The organism is Kouleothrix sp. 19917 (assembly GCF_057073505.1).
On the sequence record NZ_CP097099.1, the window covers coordinates 1,041,756 to 1,055,495 of the forward strand.

Below are 13,740 nucleotides of genomic sequence, written 5' to 3' on the forward strand. Positions count from 1 at the left end.
TATAGGCGCGGCGCGGCCCCCAAGAGAATAGGCCGATAGTCATCTCGCGGGGGCGTACCAAAGGCGCGGGGGCGAAATAGTTCACCACGGAGGCACAGAGGCATGGAGGGGCGCGGGTGTGGGTTGCGGGTTTGCAGGTTATTGTATACGCCGATTCTGGCGGGCCTATGCAATATGCCCGTTCTTCTCTGGCGGGCATATGCAATATGCCCGTTCTTCTCTGGCGGGCATATGCAATATGCCCGTTCTTCGGTCTGGGCGTATAGTAATACGCCCTTCATCGGCTCTCTGCGCTTCTCTGCGCTCTTTGCGGTTTATTCTTCTTGGTGCTGGTTCGCCACATGCAGGGCTTCGAGCTCGGCGGCGGAGAGGAAGCCTTCGGCGGCGCCGGTTGCGCCAATTTTGTAAGAAGCGAAAGTGATTGCGCGGCGCAGCGCCTCGTGCGGATCGCCGGTAGTGGCGTAGCCGTGCACAAACGCGGCGAACAAGGCGTCGCCCGCGCCGACCGTATTGACGACCGGGCGGGTCTGTACGGCGGGGAAGCGGCCGAGGAAGCCATCGGCGCGCACACCCAGCAGCGCGCCCGCGCCGCCCAGCCCAACCACGCAGATCGGTGTGGCGTAGCGCTCCTGCACGGCGCGCACCCAGTCTTCCGGCGCGAAAGGCAGGCGTTCGTGGCTCATGAAAAGGATGTCGGCGGCGGCCATGAAATCGTGATTGTATGCATCATCCAGCTCACTGATTGCGTGCACGTCGGTGGCGACAGGCAGGCCGCGCCGTTTTGCGTGCGCCAGCAGCGGGCGCGAGAAGTTGATGTTGCACAGCGCAGCCAGCGCGCAGCCCTCGATTGCTTGCTCGAACAGCGCGGGCGGGTATTGCTGCTCCTGAATGTCCTTCAGATCGCTATTGATCTGGCGGCGGCCGCCTGGGTCGTAGAGAACGGCCGACTGTGGGGTGGCGGCGAGGCGCGGCAGCACGAACTCGCCCGGCAGCGCATCGGCGCGCAGTTGGGCGGCTACCATCGCGCCCGGCAGGTCGTTGCCGACAAGCGCGGCCAGCCGCACCTGGTTGCCGAGCGTATGGAGCGCCCGCGCAATGTTGTAGCCCACGCCCGCCACGGTGCTGCGCACGCCAAAGAATGGGTAGCGCACAGGAGTGTAGCCGATCGGGAAGCCCTCGACCTGCACGGTCGTTTCGATGTTGATCAGGCCGGAAATGAAGATGTTGGGCATAGGGTTGCAGGTTGCAGGTTGGAAGGTTGCAGGTTCACGCAAGGGCAAGCCTTGTGTTCGCCTGATTATGGCGTAAGCCCGTCGTCGGTCGTCGTATTTTACGCCCCCGCTGGCGCGCGGCCGATCCGCACCAGGCAGTGCTGGTCGCCTTTCGCGATGCACGCAATTTCCTCGACCGGGTAGGTTTCGCCGGTGGCCCAGCGCAGCGCCTCGCCATAGAAGCCCACCGGGAAAAAGCAGATTGCCCGCTCGGACTGGTTGCCGGCGCAGTAGGGGCAGGCGCTGATCTCAACAAAGAAGCCGTCCGCTGTGTCGTAGGTGCGGTGTGGGGCGTGCAGCAGTTCTTCGGCAATTTTTGCCGAGCGCGAAAGCACCAGCTTGATTTTGGCGTCGGTGGGCAGCACTTTGAAGGCCGCGCCAGCCAGCGCCGCCAGGCCCTTGTTGGTTTCGCGGAAATGCTTGAGCGAGTTGCGGCCCGCGCGCAGCAGAATCGGGCGCATGCCTTTGTCGCCGAAAATGCGGAAGGCGGTGGCGAAGAGATGGCTCAGCTCGGTGAGCGTCGCGGAGGGCGAGTCGTCGTCGGGTGGGAGCGCGCCGCCGCTGTAGTACTGCTGCATCCCGGCCTGGGCGAACAAGAGGCGCAGGCTGCGCTCGCCAAGGTTGTCGATCACGCTGTCGCACACCTGCCGGAGCACCTGCGAAGGAATGTGCTGCTCGTCGGTCATCGCTGCCACCTCACTCGTTCTCGTGCGGCGAATACGGCATTGCGACGGGCGCGGTCGCTGCGCAGAGTATAGCATAGTTTGCCGGGCCGTCGCATCACCTGTTCACCCGACCGTGAACGGTCGGGCTGAAAAAACGAAGCCCTTGCAGGGCTACTCACCAGTCTCGCAGAGGCTTTGTACCATCAGCCCGGTCGTTTACGGCCGGGCAGTGGTTTCCATCGGGTCGGCACATAGGTCGGCCAGAACTGCGTGGAGTGGCTGAGCGATGGCAGGGGAGGCGCGTGCTATAATGGCGGGGTTGTTTCCGCACGAACGAGGCCGTTTCCCATGCTGTATCTTGTCGCCACGCCGATAGGCAACCTGGGCGATATTACCCTGCGCGCGCTCGAAATCCTGCGCTCGGTCGATCTGGTGGCCAGCGAGGATACGCGCAAAACCGGCGTGCTGCTCAAGCATTTCGATATTCATAAGCCGCAGCTCGCCTTTCACGAGCATAACGAAGGGGAAGCTGGCGCGCGGATCATTGGCATGCTCAAGCGCGGGCAGTCGGTGGCGCTGGTGAGCGATGCCGGCACGCCGGGCATTTCCGACCCGGGTTTTACGCTGGTGCGGCGCGCAATCGAGGAAGACCTCGAGGTGACAATGGCGCCCGGGCCGACGGGCCTGATCATGGCGCTGGTGCTTTCGGGGCTGGCGCTGCACAGCTTCACGTTTCGCGGCTTTGCGCCGCGCAAGCCCGGCCCGCGCCGCCGCTTCATGGCCGTCGATCTGCACGCGCCGCACACCCTGATCTTCTATGAAAGCACCTACCGCATCGCGGCCTTTCTGAAAGATGCGCTGGAAGTGTTTGGCGACCGGCCGGCGGCGCTGGCGAACGACCTGACCAAGATGTTCGAGCGCGTCGAACGCGGCACGATCTCCGAGCTGCTGCAGTCCGAACTGGTCACCAAGCCCAAGGGCGAGTATATCGTGGTGATCAGCGGGCTCGACCGCAAGCTGCGCGCGGCAGAAGAGCAGGACGACCCTGACGACGCCGATGATTGACCGAACGACCCTTGCGCTGCCGCATGGCGACCTTGCGCTGCCGGCGTTTTTGCCCGACGCGACCCTGGGCGTGGTGCGCGCGGTCGACACCGACGACCTGCGCGGCGCGGGCATTCACGCGCTGGTGATGAACGTCTTCCACCTGATGCAGAAGCCCGGCAGCTCGACCATCCAGGCGCTGGGCGGCCTGCACCGCATGGCCGACTGGCCCGGCCCGATTATTACCGACTCGGGCGGCTTTCAGGCCTACTCGCTGATCCGCCAGAACCCGCGCTTTGGCACGCTGACCGACTCGGGCATTCGTTTCACGCCCGAAGGCGCCGACCGACCCTTCCAGCTTACGCCCGAGAAGAGCGTGCAGCTGCAGCTGGCCTATGGCGCAGATATTGTGGTGTGCCTGGACGACTGCACGCATGTCGACGACTCGCTCGACGAGCAGCGCGCATCGGTGGGGCGCACGATCCGCTGGGCGCGGCGCTGCAAAGACGAATTCGAGCGCCTGCTGGCCGAGCGGCGTGGCGGGCGGCGGGCGCGCGCTGCGGCAGCCGAAACGCGCCGCCCGCTCTTGTTTGCGGTGGTGCAGGGCGGCGGCGTGCACGAGCTGCGGCGCGAGTGCGCCGAGGCGCTGCTGGCAATAGGCTTTGATGGCTATGGCTTTGGCGGCTGGCCGCTGGATGCCAAGGGCCAGCTCCTGCACGACATTCTGGCCTACACGCGCGCGCTCATCCCGCCCGAATTCCCGATGCACGCGCTGGGCGTGGGCCAGCCCGGCAATGTCGCGGCCTGCGCCGCGCTCGGCTATGGCCTGTTCGACAGCGCCATGCCCACGCGGGATGCGCGCCACGGTCGGCTGTACAGCTTCGCCGCCGACCCGCGCGCCCCGGGTTTTGCCTTGCGCGGCAGCTGGTACAGCTATACCTACATCGAAGACAAAAAGCATATCAAAACCGCCGAGCCGATCTCGCCCGTGTGCGATTGCCTGACCTGCCGGAAATACACGCTCGGCTACCTCCACCACCTCCACAAAGCCGGCGACACGCTCTACCTGCGGCTTGCGACCATCCACAACCTGCGCTTCATGGCTATGCTGGCCGAGCACCTGCGCAGCGCGGCTTAACAACCATTGACGAAGGACGAAAGACGAAGGAACTGAGGCGCTGTCGTGTTTTCGTCCTTCGTCTTTTGTCCTTCGTCCGTTGTGCCTGTCGCAAATTTCCAATACACAATGGCACGTTTGTGCTATTCTATGCGGGTATTGTGTTTGTGAGGAGGAACTGGTATGCAGACCAAGCTTGGCCACCTGGTATTCAGCATCGACACCGAGAATATGGGCTTCTACCGCGACATGTTTGCGTTTCTGGGGTGGCAGACCATCTACGATGGCGAAGGCATGCTGGGCGTTGGCGACAGCAATGGCGTGAGCCTGTGGTTCGGCAGCGCCACCACGAGCGCCGCGAACGACTACGACGGGCCGGGCCTGAACCATTTTGCCGTCAGCACGGCCACGCAGGCGGATGTTGATGCGGCAGTGACGTACCTGGCTGAAGGGGGCATTGCGCCCTTGTTCGAAACGCCGCGCCACCGGCCCGATTTCACCTTTGACGAGACTTCCACCTACTATCAGGTCATGTTCGAAACCCCCGACCGCATCCTGGTCGAGATCGTCTACACCGGCCCGAAGTCGTAGGCTGCGCGCCCGTTGCCGTTCGGGCCACGTGCCGGCCTGGGCGGCAACAGGCACTACGCTGTTGCGCTGAGCTGCACGATGCTTCCGGCGCCTGCTTGGTCGTTCCGTCAGCCTGCTTGATGCTTCCGTCGGCTTACAGAGTTATTCCGACGACCTGCTGCGTGCTTCCGACGACCTGCTGGGTCGTGCCGCACCCCTGCGCAGTGCTTTTACGAATGTACAGCGTGCCCCTGCGTGAGCAGGGCAAGCAACTGCGCGCCGGCGGTAGCGCGTGCTTTGCGACATCGCCAGCTGCCGCTCCGGCACACCGGCTGGGTCGAGCTCGGCAAGCAAAATGTGTGCAGAGGTTTCGCCCTGCTGCGCCAGCAGCGACAGCGCGGGCAGCAGCATCGCGCGCCAATACTTCGACCCGTGGGGCCAGATCAAATCCGGCGCGATCAGCGCAAACCACACTGAACTACACCGGCCAGCGGCTGGACGGCACCGGCTTGTTGTATTACCATGCCCGCATGGAGAACCCCGTGCTGGCACGGTTCGTGAGCGCCGACAGCGTGGTGCCGGGCGCAAGCGCCATGACTATGGGGCCGAATAAGGCCAGCAATGACCCCGCCGATCCGCAGCAGCTCAACCGCTATACATACGTCAATAATAATCCGGTCAATACCGCTGACCCAACCGGACACTGCCCGATGTGTATTGGGACAGTGGTGGGAGTGGTAGTCGGCGCTGGCATCGCCTGTGGATCGCAAGTTGCTGGAAACATGCAAAGTGGTATGGATTTCCAGCAGGCCTTAACTACAAATATCAATGGAGCTGCGATTGTTACGGGCGCAGTTGCTGGCTTGGCGGTTTCTTTGGTGGAATTGCCTCAAATATTAATTATGAGCCTGCCTTAGGAGCACAATAAAATGTGGATACTTGGGCCCTGGCAACGCTTTGCAATTGTGTTTGGTGGGGGATTAGTATTATTCTATTTAGGAATACTGCCTATATTACCAAGATACCGAGAAGTGCGCAAAGAAGACCCGTCGCACCCCATTTCCTATATTGGCAGCACACTTTTAGGTATTGGAATTATGGTTTGGGCATGCATACAATATTTTAGCAAGTAACGCAGTAGGCCTGACAACAAATGCGAATGGTTGGCCGCCTTTTTTGGCACAACGGAGGCATGGCACAAAGACATTGTAGAAGCCAACCACATCAAATTTGGGGTTCGGGGCGGAAGCCCCGACGCCGGGCGGGTACCCACGAAGTGGGTGGGGCGGCGCGAGCCCCGGCGGCCCTGCGGCCCGAGCAAACTGGCTTGAAATGTATATGTGTTTTTATCGGGGCGCTTCGCCCCCGTGCCCCCGACCGGTGGAACCCTTGCCGGTTCCCCCGGACCCCCTCTGGCAATGAGTGTCGGTATCAAGCGCAATGCTCGTGATCATGCCTCCGTTGCGGGGCGCGCTGGCATCGCACGGTGCAGGACGCGCCAGCTTGAATGCTTCCATAACCAACGATGCTTCTTTCGTCCGTTGCCAGCTTTTGGCACAACGGGGGCCTGACACACCGGCACTATTGAAGCCAACCACATCAGATTTGGGATTCTTTTGCACTAGAAAAGACAAATTTTAGTTATGAACGTGATTTGGTCAATGGTGGTAGCGGGTATAAGGCATCTTATGATGGTAGACTTACTGCAAAGTAGGTAGGTCCAAATGGAGTTGGATCAGTACCAGATCATAATGTATCGCGTAGTTTCTATGATCGTCTTGCAGGAACAAGTCTTACACGGGAAGGCTGGTATCGATGGACACGATAATGAACAATAGTATAGATATCTGAATAATGTAAATTTGTGTAGATATAATTAAATTCTATAATGCGCTGTTTACATGTAAGTTGGAAACAGAGCAGGGAGGGTACATATATGGAAGAAAATGATCTAATCGAGATTTTTGTAATTGCTAGTTTTTTTCTACTCAGTATAATCCTTGCGACGTGGTTTAGTAGAAGCATTTTGTGGGCTTTTTTTGTTTGCGCTATGCTAATTCCGGCTGCTATATGGGTAAAACGAAGGAGACATAAAGAACGACTATTTAAAACTAGTCGCCTTGAGTTCTACGCTATCCCTAGTATTATTCTATTTATAACAGTATTATCTGTGTGGTGGAATAACGATATACTTTGGTATAGTTTAGTATTACTTGTTCTGATACAAATTATTATTTTTTGGCGAAGAGTCCGACAGTAGTAACTATTATTGCTATTTGCTATAGCAATCCTGCTGGAGTTCTAAATCTCGCAGATACGTATGGAGTTTTTCAAAGTCAAAGAAGATCGTATTGAGGGCTTCTTCCAACTCCGATGCGGGCGCGTCGGCATCTGACGATGTAGTGCGTGCCAGATTGAATGCTTCATAAACAACGATGCTTTCTTCGTCCGTTGCCAGCTTTTGGCACAACGGAGGCATGGCACAAAGACATTGTAGAAGCCAACCACATCAAATTTGGGGTTCGGGGCGAAAGCCCCGACGCCGGGTGCCGGGGCGGCGCGAGCCCTGGCGGCCCTGCGGCCCGAGCAAACTGCGCTGAAGCTGGCACTGCTTGCGGCACGCGCAAACAGAGCGGGGGCGGACACACAGGTCCGCCCAGACAATCTTCGGCCCTGCGGCCCAAGCCATCAGCGGCAGCCTCGACGGCATTGCACTCAAGCCGCTGACCGTCGACTTCCACGAAGTCGGCTTTGGCGCGACGCTGAATGGCGAGAACGGCCAGCCCTTCTGGTTCCGGCTTTCGGACGACGAGAAGCAGAAAGTTGGTAATCCGTGGGAGCTGGACAACCCGCAGGCGCTCAATCGCTACAGCTATGTGCTCAATGGGCCGGTGCGGTGGACAGATCCGACGGGGCACCTTCCACATGTACTTCGCGCTTGGAGAGCATGGTGGCGTACTGTCTTCCCCGCCAGGTTATACCTGTGACGAGCACAGCTGTAAACTCTCCGGTGGTTAAATAGCACTAACTTTAATGAGTATTGAACTGATGAGACCTTTGAACTTTCAGCTAGTACAGCTCTGCGGAAATGCGTTTCTGGTTATATCGTCAATGGACGACCAGCATACGTCCATCTGAACGGCTTGGCTGTTTGATTAACGGAGGCAATAAACGCGAGAATGCGCTCGCGCAACGCCTCGACTGAACTGAAGTTGCCGCGCTTGAGCACCCGTCGCACCAAAATGCTGAACCAGATCTCGATCTGATTGAGCCAGGACGTATGTTTCGGCACATAGACAAACTGGATCCGATGGCTCGGCTCGCTCAAGAAGGCGGGGCGCGTGCGGGCGGCACTGTACTGGCCGGCAATCACAGCGATGCGATGCAGCGAGGTGTTCCAGACGTTTGCCGCGCGGCTGGCGGCGCGCGGCAAGCCGAAAGGCGTGATTATCGGAGCAGTGATGCGCAAGTTGGTGCACATCATCTATGGTGTACTCAGGCATAAGACAGCTTTTGATCCCAGCAAAGTGCTTGGTCCGACCCGTCCTTCAATGTACTATCTCTGTGCCTCCGTGTCTCTGTGGTTCATCTTTTCGGCCCTCGGTAGGTGCTTGTCATTCGTCGCGCACAGCAAAACGCCCCGTGCCACAATGGCGCAGGGCGTTTTTCGAGCGGAAAAGCGTGCGTTAGCGAACCGAGCCGCGGCGCACCAGGTTCACAATGCCCAGCAGCACAACCGCGCCAATGAACGACACGAGCAGCGCACCCAGGCTGAAGTTGTTGTTGTTGATGGTCGAGCCGCCGATGCCCAGCAGGTTGAACAGGAAGCCGCCCAGGAATGCGCCGACAATGCCGACGACGATGTTCAGGATCGCGCCCTGCTGCGCATCCGTGCGCATCACGATGCTTGCCAGCCAGCCTACCAGCGCGCCGAACAGTAGCCACAGAATGAAGTTGATCATGGTATCCTCTCCTGTCATCTTTGTGTGTCCGCGCCGGTCGCTCGTGCGCCCGGCCTATGCCATGCTATAAAGCAAACTGCGTGCCACGAATTCTTCGCCGCCGTTTGCGACAAGCGTTGGTACGCTTATTGCTCTTTCTGATGCTGATCATGGTTCTCTCCAAGTAGTGCCGGTGTGGCTGGGCCGCGCCGGCACTGCCGTGTCTTCCGGGCGATTTTGTAAGCAGTGGCGATCGGTTTATAATAGCGGGGCCGCAGCATTGGCCCGGTAGTTTGCCCGGTGCCCTGCGGCCAAAGCACTGCGAGGTTTCTGATGAGCGATACTGCTGCGACGCTGCCGCCGCCCGCTCGGCCGCTGCCGCCAAACCACGGGCAGCTCGATGCATGGGTGGATGCGCTGGCCATGCAGAAGGCCGCCTGGGCGAACTTGCCAGTTGGCGCGAAGATTGGCTTGTTGCGCGAAACGCTACCCCTGCTCGACGAAAATGCGCAGGCGTGGGTGGATGCTTCGGTGCGCGGCAAGCAGATCGACACGCGCTCGCAGTGGGCCGGCGAAGAATGGGTGAGCGGGCCGTGGGCGCTGGCCGCCGCACTGAACGGCTACATTCACACCCTCGAAGCGGTTGCCGCTGGCAGCACGCCCGCCTTGCCGGCGGTACACACCCGCCCGAGCGGCCAGGTGGTGGCGCGCGTGTTTCCGTGGAACTGGTCGCAGAACCTGCTGCTGAATGGCGTGACCACCGAGGTGTGGATGCAGCCCGGCGTGACGGAAGCGAGCCTCCATGAGCACATCGCGGCCTTCTATCACAAAGCTGGCCCGCACGCTGGCAGCGTGGCGCTGGTGCTGGGCGCGGGTAACATCAACTCCATCCCCGCGCTCGATACGCTGTACAAACTTATTGCCGATGGCGAAGTGGTGCTGCTGAAGTTCAACCCGGTGAACGACTACCTCGCGCCGATCTTCGAGCGGATTTTTGCGCCGTTTGTGAATGCAGGCTTTCTGCGCATCACTGCGGGTGGGGCCGATGTGGGCGCGTACCTCACGCAGCACCCCAGCATTGATACGATCCACATCACCGGCAGCGAGCGCACGCACGACGCGATTGTGTATGGCGCTGGAGATGAGGGCGCGGCGCGCAAATCCCGCGACCAGCGCCTGATCAGCAAGCCGATCACCAGTGAGCTTGGCGGCGTGGGCGCGGTGATCGTGGTGCCGGGGCCGTGGAGCGATGCCGACATTCGCTACCAGGCCGAGCAGATCGTGACGATGAAGTTCCACAACTCGGGCTGCAACTGTGTGGCTGCGCAGGTGCTGGTGCTGCCGCAAAACTGGACGCGCAGCGGCGACCTGATGGATGCCATTCGCGAGGTAATTCGCAGCCTGCCGCCGCGCATGGCCTACTACCCCGGCGCGGCCGAGCGTCAGCGCGCCTTGTTGGCTGCCCACCCCGAGGCCGAGCTGTTTGGCGGTGGCGCGGCCCCGCGCACGCTGGTGGCGAACCTCGACGCGAGCAATGCCGACGAGTATTGCTTCCGCGAAGAGTTCTTTGGCCCCATCCTGGCGCAAACCAGCCTGCCCGGGGCGACGCCCGCCGAGTATCTGAGCAATGCTGTGCGCTTCGCGAATGAGCAGCTGCGCGGCACGCTTGGCGCGAACATCCTCATCCACCCGCGCACCGAGCGCGCACTCGGTGCCAACTTCGACGCGGCGATTGCGGCGCTGCGCTTTGGCGCGATTGGCATCAACATCTGGAGCGCGGCGGCCTTTCTTGCAGCCGAGGCGGCCTGGGGCGCATACCCTGGCCACACCTACACCGATGTCCAGAGCGGCATTGGCGTCGTTCACAACACTTTCCTGCTCGACAGCACCGAGAAGAATGTGTCGCGTGGCCCGTTCTATCCCTTCCCGCGCGGTGTCTTGCACGGCAGTTTCCGCCTCTTGCCGCGCCCGCCCTGGCTGGTGACGAACCGCACCGCGCGCGCGACCGCCGAGCGCATCACGCACTTCACGGTTGCGCCGCGCTTGCGCCAGTTGCCGGGCATTTTCATCTCGGCGCTGCGCGGATAACTGTTGTAGCGCCAGCCCCTCTCGCATACAGTGGCCAGGAACGCTTGCCACGAAGACTCGAAGGCACGAAGAGTATCAGGATGCTATACCATCTTGGTGTCTTCGGGTCTTTGTGGCTATAGCGCAGTGCAGAAATAGTGAGCCACAGAGAAGACGGAGAACACCGAGCTTTTGAATATCATCCTCAGTCGCCCCTGTGGCACAGCCATTTTGTTCTCTGCTACAGGAGTGCAGTGCAAAGCCGCGTCTCGCACCGCGTTCTGCCTAGCGCGCAAGCTCCCCGTTCACCAACACAACCACCAGCGCCACGGCGAGCAGCAGCAGCAGCGGCAAGCACCCTAGCCCACCCCGCGCTTCTGCTACCTCAACTGGCACAAGCACCATGCGCGTGCGTGGTGCCGGGCGAAACCACCAGATCAACGCGGCGACGCCGACGATCAAAAGAATTGCGTTCATGCTGGCCTCCTTGTTGCAACGCCTCACAACTGTAGTACACACCATCTTCGTGCAACAATGATCGCAATCACACAAGGGAAATCCCGTTGGGAAAGTGCGGAAATTTCCGCATTGTTTACAGGGAGATTGCCGGTTGCAATCACCGGCCCTTCGACAAGCTCAGGGCAGGCCGACCACTGACGAAGGGGGAGTTCACCGCAAAGAGCGCGAAGGACGCAGAGGGTTGCAGGTTTGAAGGTTGCAGGTTTGAAGGTTGCCGCAATAGTTCATCACAGAGGCACGGAGTTCTGGTCGGGCTTTCTGTGTTTCTTGCTTCTCGGCTGTTTGGATCTATCACTGCGGCACCCTTCGATACGCGCTACGCGCTACTCAGGATGCCGCTTGTCATTCACGGCTCTCGGTTCTTGGTTGCCAGTTCTCGGTTCCGTAGTTCAGCAGTTCTGTGTTTCTTGCTTCTCGGCTGTTTGGATCTATCACTGCGGCACCCTTCGATACGCGCTACGCGCTACTCAGGATGCCGCTTGTCATTCACGGCTCTCGGTTCTTGGTTCTCAGTTCTCGGTTCCGTAGTTCAGCAGTTCTGTGTTTCTTGCTTCTCGGCTGTTTGGATCTATCACTGCGGCACCCTTCGATACGCGCTACGCGCTACTCAGGATGCCGCTTGTCATTCACGTCTCTCGGTTCTTGGTTGCCAGTTCTCGGTTCTGTAGTTCCGCAGTTCTGTGTTTCTTGCTTCTCGGCTGTTTGGATCTATCACTGCGGCACCCTTCGATACGCGCTACGCGCTACTCAGGATGCCGCTTGTCATTCACGGCTCTCGGTTCTTGGTTGCCAGTTCTCGGTTCTGTAGTTCCGCAGTTCTGTGTTTCTTGCTTCTCGGTTCTCGGTTCTGTTTCGACACAAAGAGCGCAGCGCGAGTGTGCTGCCGACTGCCGACTGCCGACTGCCGACTGCATACTGCCGACTGCTGCCCGCTCACTCGCTCTGCGCTCACTCAACATTCAACACTCAGCACTCAAAACTTCCCGCCTGCTACGCGCCCCGCAAACGCGGAATGACTTCGCTGACAAACAGATCGATGCCGGTGGGGGCGGGGAAATCCAGCACGCGCACAATCAGGTGCTCCACGCCCATGTCGACAAAGGTTTGGAGCTGCGCGGCCACCTGCGCGGGCGTGCCAACAATCGGGTGGTTGGTGTAGGGCGAGGCCGCCGCAATGCGCTGGGCCTCGGCTTCGGTGCTGGCCACTGCCACTGCCTCGGCCGACCACGTTTTGGCAATGCTGTCGTAGTCGCGGCCAATGTCGGCGCAGTGCTGGCGCAGCACACCAAGCTTGTGGGCGTAGTTCTCGGCCGTGCCGCCAGGGATGTTCCACGCGTCGGCGTACTTCGCCACCAGCCGCAGCGTCACGCGCTCGCCGCCACCGCCGATCAGGATGGGCGGAACCGGGTTCGGGCGCGGCTCGCAGAAGGCATTCTCGACGCAGTAGTGCTTGCCGTGGAACGTGGCGGGCGCTTCGGTCCACAGCTTTTTGACGATCAGGATCGTTTCTTCGAGCTGCTCGAGCCGCACTGCCGCCGAAGGGAAGTCGTAGTTGTAGGCGCGATACTCTGGCTCCATCCAGCCCGCCCCAATACCGAAGATAAAGCGCCCGCCGCTCAGCAGCTGCAGGTTCGCGGCCATTTTGGCCAGCAGGCCGGGGTTGCGGTACGACTGACAGAGCACGCTGGCGCCAACGTGCAGGTTCGGGTAGGCCGCCGCAAAGTAGGCCAGCGTCGTCATGCACTCCAGGTAGGGTGTATCGGCCGATTGCCAGGTTGCCCACGGCATCAGGTGGTCATCGACCCACACCGAGTCGATCTGGGTGTGGATGCGCTGCAGCGTGGCGTGGATCTGCTCGGTAAATGCTGGCGCGCTGCTGCCATCCACCGGAAACGAATGCATGTGCCAGCCGAATTGAAGCTTCCGCATTGCCCATCTCCATTCACATAGCTACCAAGACACGAAAACACCGAGATTGTATAGTACTCTAAAACTCTTCGCGTTTTGTGTTTTCGGCGTGGCGCGAAACCATCGTTGCAAAAGGTTGCGTCACTTCCCTTGCACCCGTTCGCCCGACCGTAAACGGTCGGGCTGAAGCCACGAAGCCCTTGCAGGGCTGCTGCTCGCCAGTCTCGCAGAGGCTTTGTACCATCAGCCTGGCCGTTTACGGCCGGGTATGGCGCAGAACAATCGTTGCGCAGAAAGCTCATCACTCCCTCAGAAGCGCTGGTTTTGCTCTTGCGCGCCACACACGTCTAGCGATGCATCATAAATGCAACTTCCAGGAAGGTGCAGGGCAGTGAAAGGCATTGTTGCGCATCGCAATCACCAAACCCTAAACCCTGAACCCTGCGCTGAAAGCGCAATACGCTTCTTACGATGCATCACAACCTTCTTAGGGTCGACCATAAGCTTCTTATGGTGCGTCACAACCTTCTTACGATGCGTCACAACCTTCTTAGGGTCGACCATAAGAAGCTTATGGTGCGTCACAACCTTCTTAGGGTCGACCATAAGAAGCTTATGGTGCGTCATAACCTTCTTAG

General features: G+C 59.9%; 12 protein-coding genes. 6 read left to right on the top strand and 6 right to left on the bottom strand.

The window, feature by feature from the left end:
• Window positions 1–314 precede the first annotated feature (314 nt).
• Both M1P90_RS04110 and M1P90_RS04115 read right to left on the bottom strand, forming a co-directional pair.
• Entirely contained in the window at window positions 315–1,232 is a 918-nt protein-coding gene (locus M1P90_RS04110) for a carbohydrate kinase family protein (RefSeq protein WP_483701383.1), read from the bottom strand.
• 98 nt (window positions 1,233–1,330) lie between these two features.
• On the bottom strand, window positions 1,331–1,957 hold the full coding sequence (locus M1P90_RS04115; protein ID WP_483701384.1) for a V4R domain-containing protein: 627 nt from the start codon (window positions 1,955–1,957) through the stop codon (window positions 1,331–1,333).
• A 327-nt stretch (window positions 1,958–2,284) separates the two neighbouring features.
• On the opposite strand from M1P90_RS04115, the gene rsmI reads away from it, so the two are divergent.
• The 5 genes from rsmI to M1P90_RS04140 all read left to right on the top strand — a co-directional run bounded on the left by rsmI (window position 2,285) and on the right by M1P90_RS04140 (window position 7,654).
• A complete protein-coding gene (gene rsmI, locus M1P90_RS04120) occupies window positions 2,285–3,001 on the top strand; it encodes a 16S rRNA (cytidine(1402)-2'-O)-methyltransferase (RefSeq protein WP_483701385.1) in 717 nt (238 codons plus the stop codon).
• Window positions 2,994–4,118, top strand: a complete 1,125-nt coding sequence (locus M1P90_RS04125) for a tRNA-ribosyltransferase family protein (protein ID WP_483701386.1) — start codon at window positions 2,994–2,996, stop codon at window positions 4,116–4,118. Before rsmI ends, M1P90_RS04125 begins: the two co-directional genes overlap by 8 nt.
• Before the next feature lie 162 nt (window positions 4,119–4,280).
• Window positions 4,281–4,688, top strand: coding sequence for a VOC family protein (locus M1P90_RS04130; RefSeq protein WP_483701388.1), 408 nt, complete (start codon window positions 4,281–4,283; stop codon window positions 4,686–4,688).
• A 215-nt stretch (window positions 4,689–4,903) separates the two neighbouring features.
• Window positions 4,904–5,584 (top strand): RHS repeat-associated core domain-containing protein, encoded by a 681-nt coding sequence (locus M1P90_RS04135; protein WP_483701389.1) that lies wholly within the window; start codon window positions 4,904–4,906, stop codon window positions 5,582–5,584.
• A 1,695-nt stretch (window positions 5,585–7,279) separates the two neighbouring features.
• Window positions 7,280–7,654 carry a hypothetical protein gene (locus M1P90_RS04140; RefSeq protein ID WP_483701390.1) on the top strand — a complete coding sequence of 125 codons (375 nt, stop codon included), beginning with the start codon at window positions 7,280–7,282 and terminating at the stop codon, window positions 7,652–7,654.
• A 113-nt stretch (window positions 7,655–7,767) separates the two neighbouring features.
• Here the strand turns inward: M1P90_RS04140 and M1P90_RS04145 are convergent, their stop codons facing one another.
• Both M1P90_RS04145 and M1P90_RS04150 read right to left on the bottom strand, forming a co-directional pair.
• The gene (locus M1P90_RS04145; RefSeq protein WP_483701391.1) at window positions 7,768–8,136 is read right to left on the bottom strand and encodes a transposase; all 369 of its coding nucleotides are present in this window, start codon (window positions 8,134–8,136) and stop codon (window positions 7,768–7,770) included.
• Between the two features lie 217 nt (window positions 8,137–8,353).
• Window positions 8,354–8,629 carry a GlsB/YeaQ/YmgE family stress response membrane protein gene (locus tag M1P90_RS04150; RefSeq protein ID WP_483701392.1) on the bottom strand — a complete coding sequence of 92 codons (276 nt, stop codon included), beginning with the start codon at window positions 8,627–8,629 and terminating at the stop codon, window positions 8,354–8,356.
• Window positions 8,630–8,941: 312 nt separating this feature from the next.
• On the opposite strand from M1P90_RS04150, the gene M1P90_RS04155 reads away from it, so the two are divergent.
• Entirely contained in the window at window positions 8,942–10,696 is a 1,755-nt protein-coding gene (locus tag M1P90_RS04155) for an aldehyde dehydrogenase family protein (RefSeq protein ID WP_483701393.1), read from the top strand.
• Window positions 10,697–10,960: 264 nt separating this feature from the next.
• Here the strand turns inward: M1P90_RS04155 and M1P90_RS04160 are convergent, their stop codons facing one another.
• Both M1P90_RS04160 and M1P90_RS04165 read right to left on the bottom strand, forming a co-directional pair.
• Window positions 10,961–11,152, bottom strand: a complete 192-nt coding sequence (locus M1P90_RS04160) for a hypothetical protein (RefSeq protein WP_483701394.1) — start codon at window positions 11,150–11,152, stop codon at window positions 10,961–10,963.
• A 1,032-nt stretch (window positions 11,153–12,184) separates the two neighbouring features.
• Entirely contained in the window at window positions 12,185–13,123 is a 939-nt protein-coding gene (locus M1P90_RS04165) for an LLM class flavin-dependent oxidoreductase (RefSeq protein ID WP_483701395.1), read from the bottom strand.
• Window positions 13,124–13,740: the final 617 nt, after the last annotated feature.